The organism is Pseudomonas sp. BB438, from assembly GCF_057180225.1.
Map to the genome: position 1 here is coordinate 4,228,786 of NZ_CM170001.1, position 17,021 is coordinate 4,245,806.

Sequence of the window (17,021 nt, forward strand, 5' to 3'; positions counted from 1 at the left end):
CGCTCCCACGGCATGGGTCTGAGCGCTACTTGAAATCCCACTGCATCTGCGCCGGAATGCTCACGTCCCGCGAGGAATGTACGCACACGTCGACGTAGTCGGTGAAGCGCGGCGGTGCAGCGATGCCTTCGTCCAGCAGGCGCTGGTTATCGAACAGGTAGTTGAGGTCGGCGAAACCGCTGTACAGGCGCAGCGCCCGCAGCACCAGGCGCGGGTTGGCCTTGCCGATGCGGCTCTCGAAGCTGCCGGCCAGTTCGCGCAGGTCTTCGCTGCTGACCTTGCGGTAGCGCTGGCCCACCGGCTCCTCGCCGCGGGCGTCGGCATAGGCCTGGTCGATCTCGCCGAAGGTGCACGCCGAACCGTTGCCCGCGGAGATGTGGTAGAGGCTGTGGCTCAGCGTCGGCTTGAGCGCCAGGGCGACCAGCGCTTCGGCGCAGTAGTCCACCGGAATCACGTCGATCTGCTCATCCAGGCCGCACGTGAAGCTCTCCAGGGCGAAGCCCATGCGGAACACCCAGAAGATGCTCCCCGAGGCGCGACAGCCCAGCTCGCGATGGCCGACCACGATGGAGGGACGTGCCACCACCAACGGCAGCGACGGCAGCTCTTCACGCATGCGGCGTTCGATCTCCGCCTTCGACGCGGTGTAGTCCACCAATTGCTCGTCGCTGTCGGGGAAATCCCAGGACTCGCGCACCGGCGACTCACGCTGCGGACCACAGCACATGGCGGTGCCCACATGAAGGAAGCGCTTGAGATTGCGCGACTGGCTGAGCAGGCGTGCGAACGCGAAGGTCCCCTCGACATTCACCGGCCAGATGCTCGGGTTCTTCGAGAATGACGCCACCGCCGCGCAGTTGATTACCTGCTCCACGCGCATCAGGCGGGCACGCTCGCCCTGCATCCAGGCGGTGTCGAGCAGGTCGCCGCAGAGGATCTGGCTGTCCTGCAGGCGATCCAGGGCGGCCTCCGGCACGCAATGCAGGCGCAGGTTGTCGCGCAACCGCTCCAGGCCCTGGGCCGGTGATTCGGCACGGACCAGGAACAGCAGCGCCGCACTGTGGCCGTCGGCGATCAGGTGGGCGGCGACGGACCCGCCAAGGAAGCCAGTCGCGCCAGTCAGCAACAGGCTGTGCGCGGCGCCGGGGGAAAATCGGTGGGGTTGGGTGGCAATGCGTTCAGCGTAATCGTGGTTCATGGCAGCGTTCAGCCTGTCCTCTGGAAGCGGGGGCGTCGACTGCTGGGAGCCGACGCCGGCGAGGATAGGAGCGCCTGCATTAAGGACCGATTAGCGCAATAGGAACGCTTCGATCCGTGCGGCAGTGCTTTCCAGATGCTGCTCGTGGGTGAGCCCAGAGGCCTTCAGCGGCTTCAGATCGTGGTCAGCGGCAGCCAGCCAGTAAAGCTGGATTGCCGATGACAGCGAGTAGCCCTCTACCGTTGGGCGATCGCCCAACGCATCACGCTCGCCCTGAACGATCAGGGTCGGCGTCTTCAGCTCGGCGAGATGAGCGACGCGCGGCTTCTCGGGTTTGCCGGCGGCATAGAACGGATAGCCGAGGCAGACCAGCGCATCGGCACCCAGTTCGTCCGCCAACAGGCTGGCCATCCGTCCGCCCATGGACTTGCCGCCGATCGCCAGCATGCCCGGCACCTCGGCGCGCATCTGCGCGTAGACCTGCCGCCAGCAGGCCAGCAGTTGGTTCTGCGGATTCGGCGGCCGACGCCTTCCGTCCTCCCGGCGCATAGCCATATAGGGGAACTCGAAGCGCACCACCGAGATACCCCGTTCGACCAGCCGCGCGGCGATATCGTCCATGAATGGACTGTCCATCGGCGCACCTGCGCCATGGGCCAGAACCAGCGTCGCAGACAGTTCGCCGCGTGCCGGGTTCCGCAGCAGCGACAAAGCACCGCAGGCGTGCGCGACAGAGGTCTCAGGCGCCAGTTGATCCGAATCAATATTCCGGGAAGTGCCTTTATCCATCCTTCACTCCGCTAATTTCGAAATTAGTACCTATCCCAAGGGGGAGGGGCGGCATACGCCGTAAGCCGTAAAAAACCTTGCCGGGATGGGCATAGCCCATAACCGTGGATGGAAGCCCATAAATGAGCACAACCAATCAGACCGCTTATAACTATAAGGTGGTCCGCCAGTTCGCCATTATGACAGTGGTGTGGGGGATCGTCGGCATGGCCGTCGGTGTCCTGATCGCCGCTCAACTGGTGTGGCCGGACCTTAACCTCGGCTTACCGTGGACGAGCTTCGGCCGCCTGCGTCCGCTGCATACCAACGCGGTGATCTTCGCCTTCGGCGGCTGCGCACTGTTCGCCACCAGCTACTACTCGGTGCAGCGTACCTGCCAGACCCGCCTGTTCGCAGGCCCGCTCGCTTCCTTCACCTTCTGGGGTTGGCAGCTGGTGATCCTGTGTGCCGCCATCACTCTGCCGCTGGGCTACACCTCGTCCAAGGAGTACGCCGAGCTGGAATGGCCGATCGACATCCTGATCACCATCGTCTGGGTTTCCTACGCCATCGTCTTCTTCGGCACGCTGATGAAGCGCAAGACCAAGCACATCTATGTGGGCAACTGGTTCTTCGGCGGCTTCATCCTGACCGTGGCCATCCTGCACGTGGTCAACAACCTGGAAATCCCGGTCAGCCTGACCAAGTCCTACTCGCTGTACTCGGGCGCCACTGACGCCATGATCCAGTGGTGGTACGGCCACAACGCCGTGGGCTTCTTCCTGACCGCCGGCTTCCTGGGGATGATGTACTACTTCGTTCCCAAGCAGGCCGAGCGTCCGGTCTACTCCTACCGCCTGTCCATCGTGCACTTCTGGGCGCTGATCGCCGTCTACATCTGGGCCGGTCCGCACCACCTGCACTACACCGCGCTGCCGGACTGGGCCCAGTCCCTGGGCATGGTGATGTCCCTGATCCTGCTGGCTCCGAGCTGGGGCGGCATGATCAACGGCATGATGACCCTCTCCGGCGCCTGGCATAAGCTGCGCACCGACCCGATCCTGCGCTTCCTGGTGGTTTCCCTGGCCTTCTACGGCATGTCCACCTTCGAAGGCCCGATGATGGCCATCAAGACCGTCAATGCCCTCTCCCACTACACCGACTGGACCATCGGCCACGTACACGCCGGCGCTCTGGGCTGGGTAGCCATGGTCTCCATCGGCTCGCTTTACCACCTGATACCGAAGGTCTTCGGTCGCGAGCAGATGCACAGCGTGGGCCTGATCAACACCCACTTCTGGCTGGCCACCATCGGCACCGTGCTGTACATCGCCTCCATGTGGGTCAACGGCATCACCCAGGGCCTGATGTGGCGTGCGGTGAACTCCGACGGCACCCTCACCTACTCCTTCGTCGAAGCCCTGGCCGCCGGCCACCCCGGCTTCATCGTGCGGATGATCGGTGGTGCCATCTTCCTGCTGGGCATGCTGGTCATGGCCTACAACGTCTGGCGTACCGTCGCTGCCGCCAAGCCGGCTGAAATGCAAGCCGCGGCGCAGATGGCCTGAGGAGACCGACATGAAACACGAAGTACTCGAGAAAAACGTCGGCCTGCTGGCTCTGTGCATGGCTGTCGCGGTGAGCATCGGCGGCCTGACCCAGATCGTCCCGCTGTTCTTCCAGGACGTCACCAACACCCCGGTGGAAGGCATGAAGCCCTACACCGCGCTGCAACTGGAAGGCCGTGACGTCTACATCCGCGAAGGCTGCGTCGGCTGCCACTCGCAGATGATCCGTCCGTTCCGCGCCGAGACCGAGCGCTACGGCCACTACTCCGTCGCCGGCGAAAGCGTCTGGGACCACCCGTTCCTGTGGGGTTCCAAGCGTACCGGTCCGGACCTGGCCCGCGTCGGCGGTCGCTACTCGGACGACTGGCACCGCGCGCACCTCTACAACCCGCGCAACGTGGTGCCGGAATCGAAAATGCCCGCCTACCCCTGGCTGGTCGAGAACAAGCTCGACGGCAAGGACACGGCGAAGAAACTGGAAGTGATGCGTGTCATGGGCGTGCCCTACACGGACGACGACATCGCTGGCGCCAGCGATTCCGTCAAGGGGAAGACCGAAATGGACGCGGTGGTCGCGTACCTGCAGGTCCTCGGCACCTCCATCAAGAACAAGCGGTGACAGCATGGATATCGGGACCATTCGCGGCCTCGGCACCGTCATCGTGATGGTGGCCTTTGTCGGCGTACTGCTCTGGGCTTACGGCGGCAAACGCAAGGAGCGCTTCGATGAAGATGCGCTGCTGCCCTTCGCGGATGACCCGGCAGCCAAGCGTCACGCTGAGCAAGAGCAAGCTTCTAGGAGCAACAACGCATGACTACCTTCTGGAGTCTGTACATCACCGTTCTAACAGTCGGCTCGCTGATCGCCCTGCTGTGGCTGGTATTCGCCACCCGCAGCGGGCAGTCGTCGAACACCACCGACCAGACCATGGGCCACGCCTTCGACGGCATCGAGGAGTACGACAACCCGCTGCCGAAGTGGTGGTTCCTGCTGTTCGTCGGCACCATCGTGTTCGCTGCCGGCTACCTGGTCCTTTACCCGGGCCTGGGCACCTGGAAAGGCATCCTGCCGGGCTACGACGGCGGCTGGACCCAGGACAAGCAATGGGAGCGCGAAGAAGCCCTGGCCAAGGAAAAATACGGCCCCATCTTCGCCAAATACGCTGCCATGCCCGTGGAAGAAGTGGCGAAAGACCCGCAAGCCATGAAAATGGGCGAACGCCTCTTCGCCACCTACTGCTCCATCTGCCATGGCTCGGATGCCAAGGGTGCCCAGGGCTTCCCGAACCTGACCGACAGCGACTGGCGCTGGGGCGGCACCGCCCAGGACATCGAGACCACCATCCTCGGCGGTCGCCATGCTGCCATGCCGGCCTGGGGCGAAGTACTGGGTGAGAAAGGCGTTCAGGACGTCGCCGCGTTTGTCACTGCCAATCTGGACGGCCGCAAGCTGCCCGAAGGCGTGACCGCGGAGAACGTCGACAACGGTGGCAAGCTGTTCGCCACCACCTGCGTCGCCTGCCACGGTCCGGAAGGCAAGGGCAACCCGATCATGGGCGCGCCTGACCTGACCCATCCGGGCGCCTTCATCTACGGTTCCAGCTACGCGCAACTGCAGCAGACCATCCGTCACGGCCGCCAGGGCCAGATGCCGGCGCAGGAGCAATACCTGGGCAAAGATAAAGTGCACATTCTTGCCGGTTACATCTACAACATCTCCGGCCAGGCGAAGTAAACTCCCCGCCCCCAACTCGCGCCCATTAAAACGGGCGCGAGTTTCTTACCTCCGCAATATCGCGACGAAGTGTCGCACCCTCTCTATCTCCTTTCTTCACACCCATCCGGTTCACGTCTAAGCTGGATTCCATTCGCAAACCTGCAACGCGACTAACCTGCCCCACTTCCCAGGTTGGTACGTGCGATCCGAAACAGGCGCAAACAGCGGCGCAAAGCGCTTCGGAGCAGGCGTCGAACCGGCACCGCGCCAAGGCCCGGCGCGTTGCAATGGCCACCTGCTTTCTCCATACTTGCCGCCGTTTTTTTGTCCATAAAATCCAAAAACCGTGGAACCTTAGAATGAGCACAGCAATCAGTCCGACTGCTTATAACTATAAGGTCGTCCGCCAGTTCGCCATCATGACGGTGGTCTGGGGGATACTTGGAATGGGGCTCGGTGTTTACATCGCCTCACAGTTGGTTTGGCCCCAGTTGAACCTGGACCTGCCCTGGACCAGTTTCGGCCGCCTCCGTCCGCTGCACACCAACCTGGTGATTTTCGCCTTCGGCGGCTGTGCTCTCTTCGCAACGTCCTACTACGTCGTACAGCGCACCTGTCAGACCCGCCTGGTCTCCGACAGCCTCGCGGCCTTTACCTTCTGGGGTTGGCAAGCGGTAATCGTGCTGGCCGGCATCACCCTGCCGCTGGGCTACACCTCCTCCAAGGAGTACGCCGAGCTGGAATGGCCGATCGACATCCTGCTGGCCATCGTCTGGGTCACCTACGCACTGGTGTTCTTCGGCACCGTGATGAAGCGCAAGACCAAGCACATCTACGTGGGCAACTGGTTCTATGGCGCGTTCATCCTCGTCACCGCCATGCTGCACATCGTCAACAGCGCTGAACTGCCGGTCACCTGGTTCAAGTCCTACTCGGTCTATGCCGGCGCCACCGACGCCATGATCCAGTGGTGGTACGGCCACAACGCCGTGGGCTTCTTCCTGACCACCGGCTTCCTCGGCATGATGTACTACTTCGTTCCGAAGCAGGCCGAGCGTCCGATCTACTCCTATCGCCTGTCCATCGTGCACTTCTGGGCGCTGATCACCCTGTACATCTGGGCCGGTCCGCACCACCTGCACTACACCGCCCTGCCGGACTGGGCCCAGTCCCTGGGCATGGTGATGTCCCTGATCCTGCTGGCTCCGAGCTGGGGTGGCATGATCAACGGCATGATGACCCTGTCGGGCGCCTGGCATAAGCTGCGCACCGACCCGATCCTGCGCTTCCTGGTGGTTTCCCTGGCCTTCTACGGCATGTCCACCTTCGAAGGCCCGATGATGGCCATCAAGACCGTCAACTCCCTGTCGCACTACACCGACTGGACCATCGGCCACGTACACGCCGGCGCTCTGGGCTGGGTCGCGATGATCTCCATCGGCTCCCTGTACCACCTGATCCCGAAGGTCTTTGGCCGCGAGCAGATGCACAGTGTTGGCCTGATCAACGCGCACTTCTGGCTGGCCACCATCGGCACCGTGCTGTACATCGCCTCCATGTGGGTCAACGGCATCACCCAGGGTCTGATGTGGCGCGCCATCAACGCCGACGGCACCCTCACCTACTCCTTCGTGGAAGCCCTGCAGGCCAGCCACCCGGGCTTCATCGTCCGTGCACTGGGCGGCGCCTTCTTCGCCTCCGGCATGCTGCTGATGGCCTACAACACCTTCCGTACTGTGCGCGGTTTCAAACAGGCTGACGCCGATGCCGCTGCCCAGATCCCCGCTGTAGGAGCTCACTGATGAAGCACGAAGTAGTCGAGAAGAACATCGGCCTTCTGGCCTTCTTCATGGTCATTGCGGTGAGCATCGGCGGTCTGACCCAGATCGTTCCGCTGTTCTTCCAGGACGTCACCAACAAGCCGGTCGAAGGCATGAAGCCGCGCACCGCGCTGGAACTGGAAGGCCGTGACATCTACATCCGCGAAGGCTGCGTAGGCTGCCACTCGCAGATGGTCCGCCCGTTCCGCGCCGAGACCGAGCGCTACGGCCACTACTCCGTTGCCGGCGAAAGCGTCTGGGACCACCCGTTCCTGTGGGGCTCCAAGCGTACCGGTCCGGACCTGGCCCGCGTCGGCGGCCGCTACTCGGACGACTGGCATCGTGCGCACCTGTACAACCCGCGCAACGTAGTGCCGGAATCGAAGATGCCCTCCTACCCCTGGCTGGTGGAGAACAAGCTCGACGGAAAGGACACGGCGAAGAAAATGGAAGCCCTGCGTACGCTGGGCGTGCCCTATACCGACGAAGACATCGCCGGTGCCCGTGACGCCGTCAAAGGCAAGACCGAGATGGACGCTGTCGTCGCCTACCTGCAAGGCCTCGGCACCATCATCAAGAGCAAACGGTGACAGTGATGGATATCGGGACCATTCGCGGTATCGGCACTGTAGTAGTCATGGTCGCCTTCGTCGGCGTCCTGCTCTGGGCCTATGGCGGCAAACGCAAGGAGCGCTTCGACGAAGACGCCCTGCTGCCCTTCGCGGATGACCCGGTCGCCAAAAAGCACGTCGAGCAAGAGCAAGCTTCTAGGAGCAACAAAGAATGACAACCTTCTGGAGTCTGTACGTCACCGTACTTACCCTGGGCACCATCTTCGCCCTGGCGTGGCTGCTGTTCGCCACCCGTCGCGGTCAGCGCAACGAAGCCACCGATGAAACCGTCGGCCACGCCTTCGATGGCATCGAGGAGTACGACAACCCGCTGCCGAAGTGGTGGTTCATGCTGTTCGTGGCCACCTTCGTCTTCGCCCTCGCCTACCTCGCCCTGTACCCGGGCCTGGGCAACTGGAAGGGCCTGCTGCCGGGCTACCAGGACAACGCCGAATTCGCCAACGGCGAAAAAGGCTGGACCGGTGTGCACCAGTGGGAAAAGGAAATGGCCAAGGCCGATGAGAAGTACGGCCCGCTGTACGCCAAGTTCGGCGCCATGCCGATCGAGGAAGTGGCCAAGGACGAGCAGGCCCTGAAAATGGGTAACCGCCTGTTCGCCTCCAACTGCTCCGTCTGCCATGGCTCCGACGCCAAGGGCGCCCACGGCTTCCCGAACCTGACCGACGAAGACTGGCGCTGGGGCGGCGAGCCGAAGGACATCATCGCCACCATCGAAGGCGGTCGCCACGCGGCCATGCCGGCCTGGGGCGAAGTCATCGGCGACCAGGGTGTTCACGACGTGGCCGCTTTCGTCACCACCAAGCTGGACGGCCGCAAGCTGCCCGAAGGCGTGACGGACGACCAGGTTGCCAACGGTCAGAAGATCTTCTCCACCAACTGCGTGGCTTGCCACGGCGCTGAAGGCAAAGGCACCGCCGCAATGGGCGCGCCGAACCTGACCCACCCGGCCGCGTTCATCTACGGCTCGAGTTTCGCCCAGCTGCAGCAGACCATCCGCTACGGCCGTCAGGGCCAGATGCCGGCTCAGCTGGAGCGTCTGGGCAAAGACCAGGTTCACCTGCTCGCTGCCTACGTGTACAGCCTGTCCCATGGCGAAGGCGAGAAGAGCGCCGAATAAGCCTCTCCTTCCTACACCCATTGCGACACCCAGCGGCGCCGGTTTCTACACCGGCGCCGCTCTATTTCTGGGTCCATAATTCCTTGCGCGACCAACTGTCGCACGGTTGCAACACCCACCACGCCGTATCATTGTTAGGCGTGCAAGCATATTTCTGACCCTCTCGGCATGTATCGACAGGGCGCCCTCCCGCTGCCGTGGAATGCACTGATGAGCAAACAAATTCCGGTCCAGGACGTCACTCCGCCCACCAAGGGCAAGGGTGAAAGCGTCGACCTTTATGCCTCCCGGGAAAAGATCTATACCCGAGCCTTCACCGGGTTCTTCCGCAACCTCCGCATGGCCGGGGGCGCCCTCCTCTTCCTGCTCTACTTCGGTACCGTGTGGCTGACCTGGAACGGTCGTCAGGCGGTTCTCTGGGACCTGCCCGAGCGCAAGTTCTACATCTTCGGCGCGACTTTCTGGCCGCAGGACTTCATCCTTCTTTCCGGCCTGTTGATCATCAGCGCCTTCGGCCTGTTCTTCATCACCGTCTTCGCCGGCCGGGTCTGGTGCGGCTACACCTGCCCGCAGAGCGTATGGACGTGGATCTTCATGTGGTGCGAGAAAGTCACGGAGGGTGACCGTAACCAGCGCATGAAGCTCGACAAGGCCCCCATGAGCGGCAACAAGCTGCTGCGCAAGATCGCCAAGCACAGCCTCTGGCTGCTGATCGGCCTGATCACCGGCCTGACCTTCGTCGGCTACTTCGCCCCCATGCGCGAGCTTCTGAGCGACCTGATCACCGGCCAGGCCGACGGCTGGGCCTATTTCTGGGTCGGTTTCTTCACCCTCGCCACCTACGGCAACGCCGGATGGCTGCGCGAGCAGGTGTGCATCTACATGTGCCCCTACGCGCGTTTCCAGAGCGTAATGTTCGACAAGGACACCCTGATCGTCTCCTATGACCCGCGTCGAGGCGAGAAGCGCGGCCCGCGCAAGAAGACCGTCGACTACAAGGCCCAGGGCCTGGGCGACTGCATCGACTGCACCATGTGCGTACAGGTCTGCCCGACCGGCATCGACATCCGTGACGGCCTGCAGATCGAGTGCATCGGCTGCGCCGCGTGCATCGACGCCTGCGACAGCATCATGGACAAGATGAACTATCCGCGCGGCCTGATCAGCTACACCACCGAGCACAACCTGTCGGGCCAGAAGACCCACCTGGTGCGCCCGCGCCTGATCGGCTACGCCATCGCCCTGTGCATCATGATCGGCCTGCTGATCACCGCCATCGTCATCCGCCCGCTGGTGGGCTTCGACGTCAGCAAGGACCGCGTGCTCTACCGCGAGAACGCCGAAGGCCGCATCGAGAACGTGTACAGCCTGAAGATCATGAACAAGGACCAGAAAGACCACACCTACGTGCTCGGCGCCAAGGGCATGGACGGCCTGATCCTGGAAGGCAAGAAGGAAATCTCGGTCGCAGCCGGAGACATCTTCACCATGCCGGTGGAACTCTCCATCGACCCGGAGAAACTCCCCTCTACCACCAACGAGATCAGCTTCACCATCCAGTCGGTGGACGACCCGTCCATCAGCAAGGAATCCACCAGCCGCTTCATTGGCCCACGCGTTCGTTGAACCAACGCTGAACGAATTGGCACCCCATGTTGCGCATGGGGTGCCAGTACTGATCGAAGCACGTAGAATTTCGCCCGCCCCTTCACCGGGCAGCGCCCTGCGGGGGTACTGCCAGCGAGAGAACAAGACCATGCAATCGGCCCTGAAAACGCCCGTGGAACCCTGGTACAAGCATCTCTGGCCGTGGATCATCATCGCCATGCTGGCCACGTCGATTTTCCTCAGCCTGACGATGGTCAACATCGCCGTGAACAATCAGGACTCCCTGGTCAGCGACAACTATTACGAAGCCGGCAAGGGTATCAATCGCTCGCTGGACCGCGAGCACCTGGCCCAGCAGCTCAAGCTGCGCGCGAAGATCAGCTTCGACGAACTGACCGGCGAAGTGGACCTGCGCCTGACCGGCGACAGCCGTCCGACCACGCTGATCCTGAACCTGCTCTCCCCTACCCTGGAATCCCAGGACAAGCACCTGGAAATGCGCGCCAGCCCCGCCGAACCAGGCCGCTACACTGCCAGCCTGGATGCCTCCGTGACGGGTCGCCGCTTCGTCGAACTGCTCGGCGAAGAGAACGGCAAGACGTGGCGTCTGTTCGAGGAAGAAAAGGTCGCCCCCGGCGCCTCCTTCGACCTCGGCGACGAGCCCCTCAGCGGAGATGAAGCCGAGCGCCCATGAGCGCCCCGCTGCTCTGTTACCACTGCGCGCTGCCGGTACCGCCCGGCAGCCGTTTCGTTGCGCCTGTACTGGGCGAGCCCCGCGAATTCTGTTGCCCGGGCTGCCAGGCCGTCGCCGAGGCCATCGTTGCCGGCGGCCTGGAAGGCTATTACCGCCACCGCACCGAAGCTGCCCCCAACCCTGACGCCCTCCCCGAACAGCTCGCCGACGAGCTGAAGCTGTTCGACCGCCCGGACGTGCAGCAGCCCTTCGTCCAGCACCAGGGTGAACTGGCCGAGACAACCTTGCTCATGGAAGGCATCAGTTGCGCCGCCTGCGGCTGGCTGATCGAAAAGCACCTCAAGGGCCTGCCCGCCATCGCCGAGGCCGGCCTCAACCTGTCCAACCATCGCCTGCACGTGCGCTGGTCCGACAGCGAGCTACCACTGAGCGAACTGCTCGCCGAGCTGCGCAAGATCGGCTACGCCGCCCACCCCTACCAGCCGGACCGCGCCGCCGAGCAACTGCACCAGGAGAACCGCAAGTCCCTGCGCCAGCTGGGTGTCGCCGGCCTGCTCTGGTTCCAGGCGATGATGGCAACCATGGCCACCTGGCCGGAATTCAACATTGACCTGAGCCCCGAGCTGCACGAGATCCTGCGCTGGGTCGCGATGTTCCTCACCACGCCCATCGTCTTCTACTCCTGCCAGCCCTTCTTCCGCGGCGCCGTGCGTGACCTGCGCACCCGCCACCTGACCATGGACGTCTCGGTGTCCCTGGCCATCGGCGGCGCCTACCTCGCCGGCATCTGGACCGCCGTCACTGGCCATGGCGACCTCTACTTCGACGCCGTCGGCATGTTCGCCCTGTTCCTGCTCGCCGGCCGGTACCTCGAACGCCGCGCCCGTGAGCGAACCGCCGCCGCCACCGCCCAACTGGTCAACCTGCTGCCCGCGTCCTGTCTGCGCCTCGACGGCAGTGGCCAGAGCAGCCGCGTATTGCTCAGCGAACTGAACGTCGGCGACCGCGTGCTGGTTCAGCCCGGCGCAGTGATTCCCGCCGATGGCCTGATTCTCGACGGACAGTCCAGCGTCGACGAATCCCTCCTCACCGGCGAGTATCTGCCGCAGGCACGCCAGAGCGGCGACAGCGTGACCGGCGGCACCCTGAATGTCGAAGGCCCGCTGACCGTGCAGGTCAAGGCACTGGGTGGCGACAGCCGGCTGTCCGCCATCGTCCGCCTGCTCGAACGCGCGCAGTCGGACAAACCGCGCCTCGCCGAGCTCGCCGACAAGGCCGCGCAATGGTTCCTCATCGCCCTGCTGGTGCTCGCCGCCGTGGTCGGCCTGTTCTGGTGGCAGCACGACGCTTCACGCGCCTTCTGGGTGGTCCTGGCGATGTTGGTGGCAACCTGCCCTTGCGCATTGTCCCTCGCCACGCCGACTGCACTGACCGCCGCCACTGGCAGCCTGCACAAGCTTGGCCTGCTGGTGACCCGCGGCCACGTGCTGGAAGGCCTGAACCACATCGACACGGTGATCTTCGACAAGACCGGCACGCTCACCGAGGGCCGGCTGACGCTGCGTGCCGTCCGACCGCTGGGCGCGCTGGACAGCGATACCTGTCTGGCCCTCGCCGCCGCGCTGGAGAACCGATCCGAACACCCCATCGCCCGCGCCTTCGGTCGCGCCCCGCAGCCCGCCGAGAATGTCGAAAGTCATCCCGGGCTGGGCCTGGAAGGCCTGGTCAGCGAGCGCCGCCTGCGCATCGGCGAACCGTCCTTCGTCTGCGCCCTCAGCGGCAGCGTCGCGCCCGAACACCCGCAGGAGCCCGGCCAGTGGCTGCTGTTGGGTGACGACAGCGGGGCATTGGCCTGGCTGGTGCTGGACGACCGCATCCGCGAAGACGCCACCGACCTGCTCGACGCCTGTCGCGCCCGTGGCTGGCGCACGCTGCTGCTGTCCGGCGACAGCTCGCCGATGGTCGGCCGCGTTGCCGCCGAACTGGGCATCGATGACTGCCACGGCGGCCTGCGTCCGGACGACAAGCTGGAAGTCCTGCGCCAGTTGCACCAGCAAGGCCACCGCGTGCTGATGCTGGGCGACGGCGTGAACGACGTGCCGGTGCTGGCCGCCGCCGACATCAGTGTCGCCATGGGCTCAGCCACGGATCTCGCCAAGACCAGCGCCGATGCCGTGCTGCTGTCCAACCGTCTGGACAGCGTGGTGCAGGCCTTCGGTCTGGCCCGCCGCACCCGTCGAGTCATCATCGAGAACCTGGTCTGGGCAGGCCTGTACAATGGGCTCATGCTGCCCTTCGCCGCCCTCGGCTGGATCACGCCGGTGTGGGCCGCGGTGGGCATGTCGATCAGCTCGCTGACCGTGGTACTCAACGCCTTGCGCCTGACCCGACTGCCCAGGGCCGCAGGTGCCCCGCCAGCGACCACTGCCCTGCCAGTCGCACCGCACGCGACGCAAGCGCTGCCACGGAGTTGAAATGCCCGCTCTCTACATCATGATTCCGGTCGCCGTGGTGATCGTCGGCATCTGCATCGCGATCTTCTTCTGGGCGGTGAACAGCGGCCAGTACGACGACATGGATGGGCCAGCCCACAGCATCCTGTTCGACGACGAAGACCCCAAGCACCAGGCCGGCATCGACGAAGCCGAGGGTGACGACTCCCACGCCGGACAGAAGCAGGACAAGCGCGATGCCTGATCTGGCGCCGCTGCTGGCGTCCGCACTGATCCTCGGCCTGCTCGGCGGTGGTCACTGCCTGGGCATGTGCGGAGGCCTGATGGGCGCACTGACCATGGCCATCCCGCCGGAGCAGCGCGGTCGACGTCTGCGCCTGCTGCTCGCCTATAACCTTGGCCGCATCCTCAGCTACGCCTGCGCCGGCCTGCTGCTCGGCCTCGCCGGCTGGGCCGTGGCACGCACGCCCTTCGCCTCCGCACTGCGGGTCATCGCCGGCCTGCTGCTGATCGCCATGGGGCTGTACCTGGCCGGCTGGTGGAGCGGCCTGACCCGCATCGAAGCCCTGGGCCGTGGCCTGTGGAGGCACATCCAGCCCTTCGCCAGCCGCCTGCTGCCAGTCGCCACACTGCCGCGCGCGCTGCTGCTGGGCGCACTGTGGGGCTGGCTGCCCTGCGGCCTGGTCTACAGCACTCTGCTCTGGGCCACCAGCCAGGGATCGGCCATCGACAGCGCCCTGCTGATGCTCGCCTTCGGCCTCGGCACCTGGCCGGTGCTGCTCGCCACCGGGCTTGCCGCCGAGCGCATCACCGCCCTGCTGCGCAAGCGCAGCGTGCGCATGGCCGGCGGCATCCTGGTGATCCTCTTCGGCCTGTGGACCCTTCCCGGACCGCACCAGACCTGGATCATGGGCCACGACATGCACGCGAGCACCGGCATTCCCCACCATAAAGCCGCTTGATACAGGTCAACAGGCCTCTATCGGACTCTCCCTAGACTGCGCAGGAAAAGCTCGCCACCGGGGAACATCGGCATGCTCGACAATATTCGCTGGGACGCAGATCTGATACGCCGATACGATCTGTCCGGCCCGCGCTACACCTCCTATCCCACAGCCGTGCAGTTTCACGAAGGAGTCGGACCCTTCGACCTGCTGCACGCGCTGCGCGATAGCCAGAAGGCCCAGCGCCCGCTCTCGCTGTACGTGCACGTCCCGTTCTGCGCGAACATCTGCTACTACTGCGCCTGCAACAAGGTCATCACCAAGGATCGTGGCCGCAGCGCCCCCTACCTCGCCCGTCTCATCCATGAAATCGAGATCGTCAGCCGTCACCTGGGTCGCCAGCAGCAAGTCGAGCAGTTGCATTTCGGCGGAGGTACCCCGACCTTCCTGAGCCCCGGCCAATTGCGCGAACTGATGGCGCAATTGCGCACCCACTTCCATTTCGTCGAGGGCGACTTCGGCGACTATGGCATCGAGATCGATCCACGCGAGGCCGACTGGTCGACCATGGGCCTGCTCCGCGAACTAGGCTTCAACCGCGCCAGCATCGGTGTGCAGGACTTCAACCTGGACGTACAACAGGCCATCAACCGACTGCAGAGCCTCGACGAGACCCGCGCCATCATCGACGCGGCGCGCACCCTGCAATTCCGTTCGATCAACATCGACCTGATCTACGGCCTGCCCCGACAGACCCCGGACACCTTCGCACGCACCGTCGAGCAGGTCATCGCGCTGCAGCCCAACCGGCTGTCCGTGTTCAACTACGCACACCTCCCAGAGCGCTTCCCGCCACAGCGGCGGATCAGGGCCGAGGATCTGCCCTCCCCCGGCCAGAAGCTGGAAATGCTGCACCGCACCACCGAGCAACTGGAAGCCGCCGGTTATCGCTACATCGGCATGGATCACTTCGCCCTGCCGGACGATGAACTGGCCATGGCCCAGGAAGATGGCACCCTGCAGCGCAACTTCCAGGGCTACACCACCCACGGCCATTGCGACCTCGTCGGCCTGGGCGTTTCCTCGATCAGCCAGATCGGCGATCTCTACTGCCAGAACAGCAATGACATCGCCGACTACCAGAACACCCTCGACCAGGGCCAGCTCGCTACCCGCCGCGGCCTGCACTGCAACAAGGACGATCTGATCCGCCGCGCGGTTATCCAGCAGCTGATCTGCCATTTCCAGCTGAACTTCGAGGACATCGAGGATCTTTACAACATCGACTTCCGCGGCTACTTCGCGGAGATCTGGGACGACCTGGAGCGCTTTGCGCGGGACGGGCTGATCACCCTCGGATCGCGTGGCATCGATGTCAGCGCGTCTGGCCGGTTGCTGGTGCGTTCGCTGTGCATGCTGTTCGACCGTTACCTGCCAATGCAGAACCTGCAACGCTTCTCGCGGGTCATCTGACCCGCGGGTTCCCCTTCGCACGACCGACGGTACGGGGCCAACTGTCGCACCCCATTGATACAGGATATGTCTGTCGTCCCATGGTGTAGGAACAGCCCTGAACCGGCACTTTTCGAAAGGATTCGAGACTCGACACACCCCTCGTAAACACTCATCCCCGTCGCTGAAACCAGCGATTCAGACAGGTCGCCAACTGGCGCGCGACTTGTGGTCTGCGGTACCCTTGGTTTTTGTGTGCCATCCCATTCAAGGAACACTCATGGCCGAAACCATCAAAGTGCGCGCACTTCCCCAGGCGCACTGCAAGGATTGCAGCCTGGCTCCCCTCTGCCTGCCCCTGTCGCTGAACACCACCGACATGGACGCCCTCGATGAAATCGTCAAACGCGGCCGACCGCTTAAAAAAGGCGAGTTCCTGTTCCGTCAGGGCGACGCCTTCGGCTCTGTCTTCGCCGTGCGCTCCGGCGCCCTGAAGACTTTCAGCATCACCGACGGCGGCGAGGAACAGATCACCGGCTTCCACCTGCCAAGCGAACTGGTCGGCCTGTCCGGCATGGACACCGAGAGCTACCCGGTATCGGCCCAGGCCCTGGAAACCACCTCGGTCTGCGAGATTCCTTTCGAGCGCCTGGACGAACTGTCCGAACAACTGCCGCAACTGCGCCGCCAGCTGCTGCGCGTGATGAGCCGCGAAATTCGCGACGACCAGCAGATGATGATGTTGCTGTCGAAGAAGACCGCCGACGAGCGCATCGCCACCTTCCTGGTGAACCTCTCCGCGCGTTTCCGCGCCCGCGGCTTCTCGGCCCAGCAGTTCCGCCTGGCCATGTCGCGCAACGAGATCGGCAACTACCTGGGCCTGGCGGTGGAAACCGTTTCCCGCGTGTTCACCCGCTTCCAGCAGAACGGCCTGATCGCCGCCGAAGGCAAGGAAGTGCACATTCTCGACTCCATCGAGCTGTGCGCACTGGCGGGCGGCCAGCTGGAAAGCTGACAGCTACGGAAGCTGACCATTTGGTTGACTTTCCA

Annotated in this window: 17 protein-coding genes; 15 read left to right on the plus strand and 2 right to left on the minus strand. The window is 64.0% G+C overall.

Features of this window, described 5'->3' with window-relative positions:
* Positions 1–25 precede the first annotated feature (25 nt).
* A complete protein-coding gene (gene cprA / locus AC1ZV1_RS19275) occupies positions 26–1,198 on the minus strand; it encodes a cationic peptide resistance protein CprA (protein WP_484293160.1) in 1,173 nt (390 codons plus the stop codon).
* Positions 1,199–1,288: 90 nt separating this feature from the next.
* On the minus strand, positions 1,289–1,987 hold the full coding sequence (locus AC1ZV1_RS19280) for an alpha/beta family hydrolase (RefSeq protein WP_484293161.1): 699 nt from the start codon (positions 1,985–1,987) through the stop codon (positions 1,289–1,291).
* A gap of 122 nt (positions 1,988–2,109) precedes the next feature.
* On the opposite strand from AC1ZV1_RS19280, the gene ccoN (AC1ZV1_RS19285) reads away from it, so the two are divergent.
* From ccoN (AC1ZV1_RS19285) to anr, 15 genes are all read left to right on the plus strand, one after another.
* Positions 2,110–3,534 carry a cytochrome-c oxidase, cbb3-type subunit I gene (gene ccoN, locus AC1ZV1_RS19285; RefSeq protein WP_484293162.1) on the plus strand — a complete coding sequence of 475 codons (1,425 nt, stop codon included), beginning with the start codon at positions 2,110–2,112 and terminating at the stop codon, positions 3,532–3,534.
* 10 nt (positions 3,535–3,544) lie between these two features.
* Entirely contained in the window at positions 3,545–4,153 is a 609-nt protein-coding gene (gene ccoO, locus AC1ZV1_RS19290) for a cytochrome-c oxidase, cbb3-type subunit II (RefSeq protein WP_017516306.1), read from the plus strand.
* 4 nt (positions 4,154–4,157) lie between these two features.
* Positions 4,158–4,349 carry a CcoQ/FixQ family Cbb3-type cytochrome c oxidase assembly chaperone gene (locus tag AC1ZV1_RS19295; protein WP_017516305.1) on the plus strand — a complete coding sequence of 64 codons (192 nt, stop codon included), beginning with the start codon at positions 4,158–4,160 and terminating at the stop codon, positions 4,347–4,349.
* Positions 4,346–5,269, plus strand: coding sequence for a cytochrome-c oxidase, cbb3-type subunit III (ccoP, locus tag AC1ZV1_RS19300; protein WP_484293163.1), 924 nt, complete (start codon positions 4,346–4,348; stop codon positions 5,267–5,269). Before AC1ZV1_RS19295 ends, ccoP (AC1ZV1_RS19300) begins: the two co-directional genes overlap by 4 nt.
* A gap of 341 nt (positions 5,270–5,610) precedes the next feature.
* Positions 5,611–7,053: a cytochrome-c oxidase, cbb3-type subunit I gene (ccoN, locus tag AC1ZV1_RS19305; protein ID WP_484293164.1), complete on the plus strand. Its 1,443-nt coding sequence runs from the start codon at positions 5,611–5,613 to the stop codon at positions 7,051–7,053.
* On the plus strand, positions 7,053–7,661 hold the full coding sequence (gene ccoO / locus AC1ZV1_RS19310; RefSeq protein WP_017516817.1) for a cytochrome-c oxidase, cbb3-type subunit II: 609 nt from the start codon (positions 7,053–7,055) through the stop codon (positions 7,659–7,661). Before ccoN (AC1ZV1_RS19305) ends, ccoO (AC1ZV1_RS19310) begins: the two co-directional genes overlap by 1 nt.
* Before the next feature lie 5 nt (positions 7,662–7,666).
* Entirely contained in the window at positions 7,667–7,858 is a 192-nt protein-coding gene (locus AC1ZV1_RS19315; RefSeq protein WP_024763940.1) for a cbb3-type cytochrome oxidase subunit 3, read from the plus strand.
* Positions 7,855–8,820, plus strand: a complete 966-nt coding sequence (gene ccoP / locus AC1ZV1_RS19320; protein ID WP_484293165.1) for a cytochrome-c oxidase, cbb3-type subunit III — start codon at positions 7,855–7,857, stop codon at positions 8,818–8,820. Before AC1ZV1_RS19315 ends, ccoP (AC1ZV1_RS19320) begins: the two co-directional genes overlap by 4 nt.
* 210 nt (positions 8,821–9,030) lie before the next feature.
* Entirely contained in the window at positions 9,031–10,446 is a 1,416-nt protein-coding gene (ccoG, locus tag AC1ZV1_RS19325) for a cytochrome c oxidase accessory protein CcoG (RefSeq protein ID WP_484293166.1), read from the plus strand.
* Between the two features lie 130 nt (positions 10,447–10,576).
* Positions 10,577–11,122: a FixH family protein gene (locus tag AC1ZV1_RS19330; RefSeq protein WP_484293167.1), complete on the plus strand. Its 546-nt coding sequence runs from the start codon at positions 10,577–10,579 to the stop codon at positions 11,120–11,122.
* Entirely contained in the window at positions 11,119–13,596 is a 2,478-nt protein-coding gene (locus tag AC1ZV1_RS19335; protein WP_484293168.1) for a heavy metal translocating P-type ATPase, read from the plus strand. Before AC1ZV1_RS19330 ends, AC1ZV1_RS19335 begins: the two co-directional genes overlap by 4 nt.
* A 1-nt stretch (position 13,597) precedes the next feature.
* Positions 13,598–13,819, plus strand: a complete 222-nt coding sequence (gene ccoS, locus AC1ZV1_RS19340) for a cbb3-type cytochrome oxidase assembly protein CcoS (protein WP_484293169.1) — start codon at positions 13,598–13,600, stop codon at positions 13,817–13,819.
* Positions 13,812–14,537 carry a sulfite exporter TauE/SafE family protein gene (locus AC1ZV1_RS19345; RefSeq protein ID WP_484293170.1) on the plus strand — a complete coding sequence of 242 codons (726 nt, stop codon included), beginning with the start codon at positions 13,812–13,814 and terminating at the stop codon, positions 14,535–14,537. Before ccoS ends, AC1ZV1_RS19345 begins: the two co-directional genes overlap by 8 nt.
* A gap of 72 nt (positions 14,538–14,609) precedes the next feature.
* Positions 14,610–15,992, plus strand: a complete 1,383-nt coding sequence (hemN, locus tag AC1ZV1_RS19350; protein ID WP_484293171.1) for an oxygen-independent coproporphyrinogen III oxidase — start codon at positions 14,610–14,612, stop codon at positions 15,990–15,992.
* A gap of 259 nt (positions 15,993–16,251) precedes the next feature.
* Positions 16,252–16,986: a transcriptional regulator Anr gene (anr, locus tag AC1ZV1_RS19355; protein WP_484293172.1), complete on the plus strand. Its 735-nt coding sequence runs from the start codon at positions 16,252–16,254 to the stop codon at positions 16,984–16,986.
* Positions 16,987–17,021 lie beyond the last annotated feature (35 nt).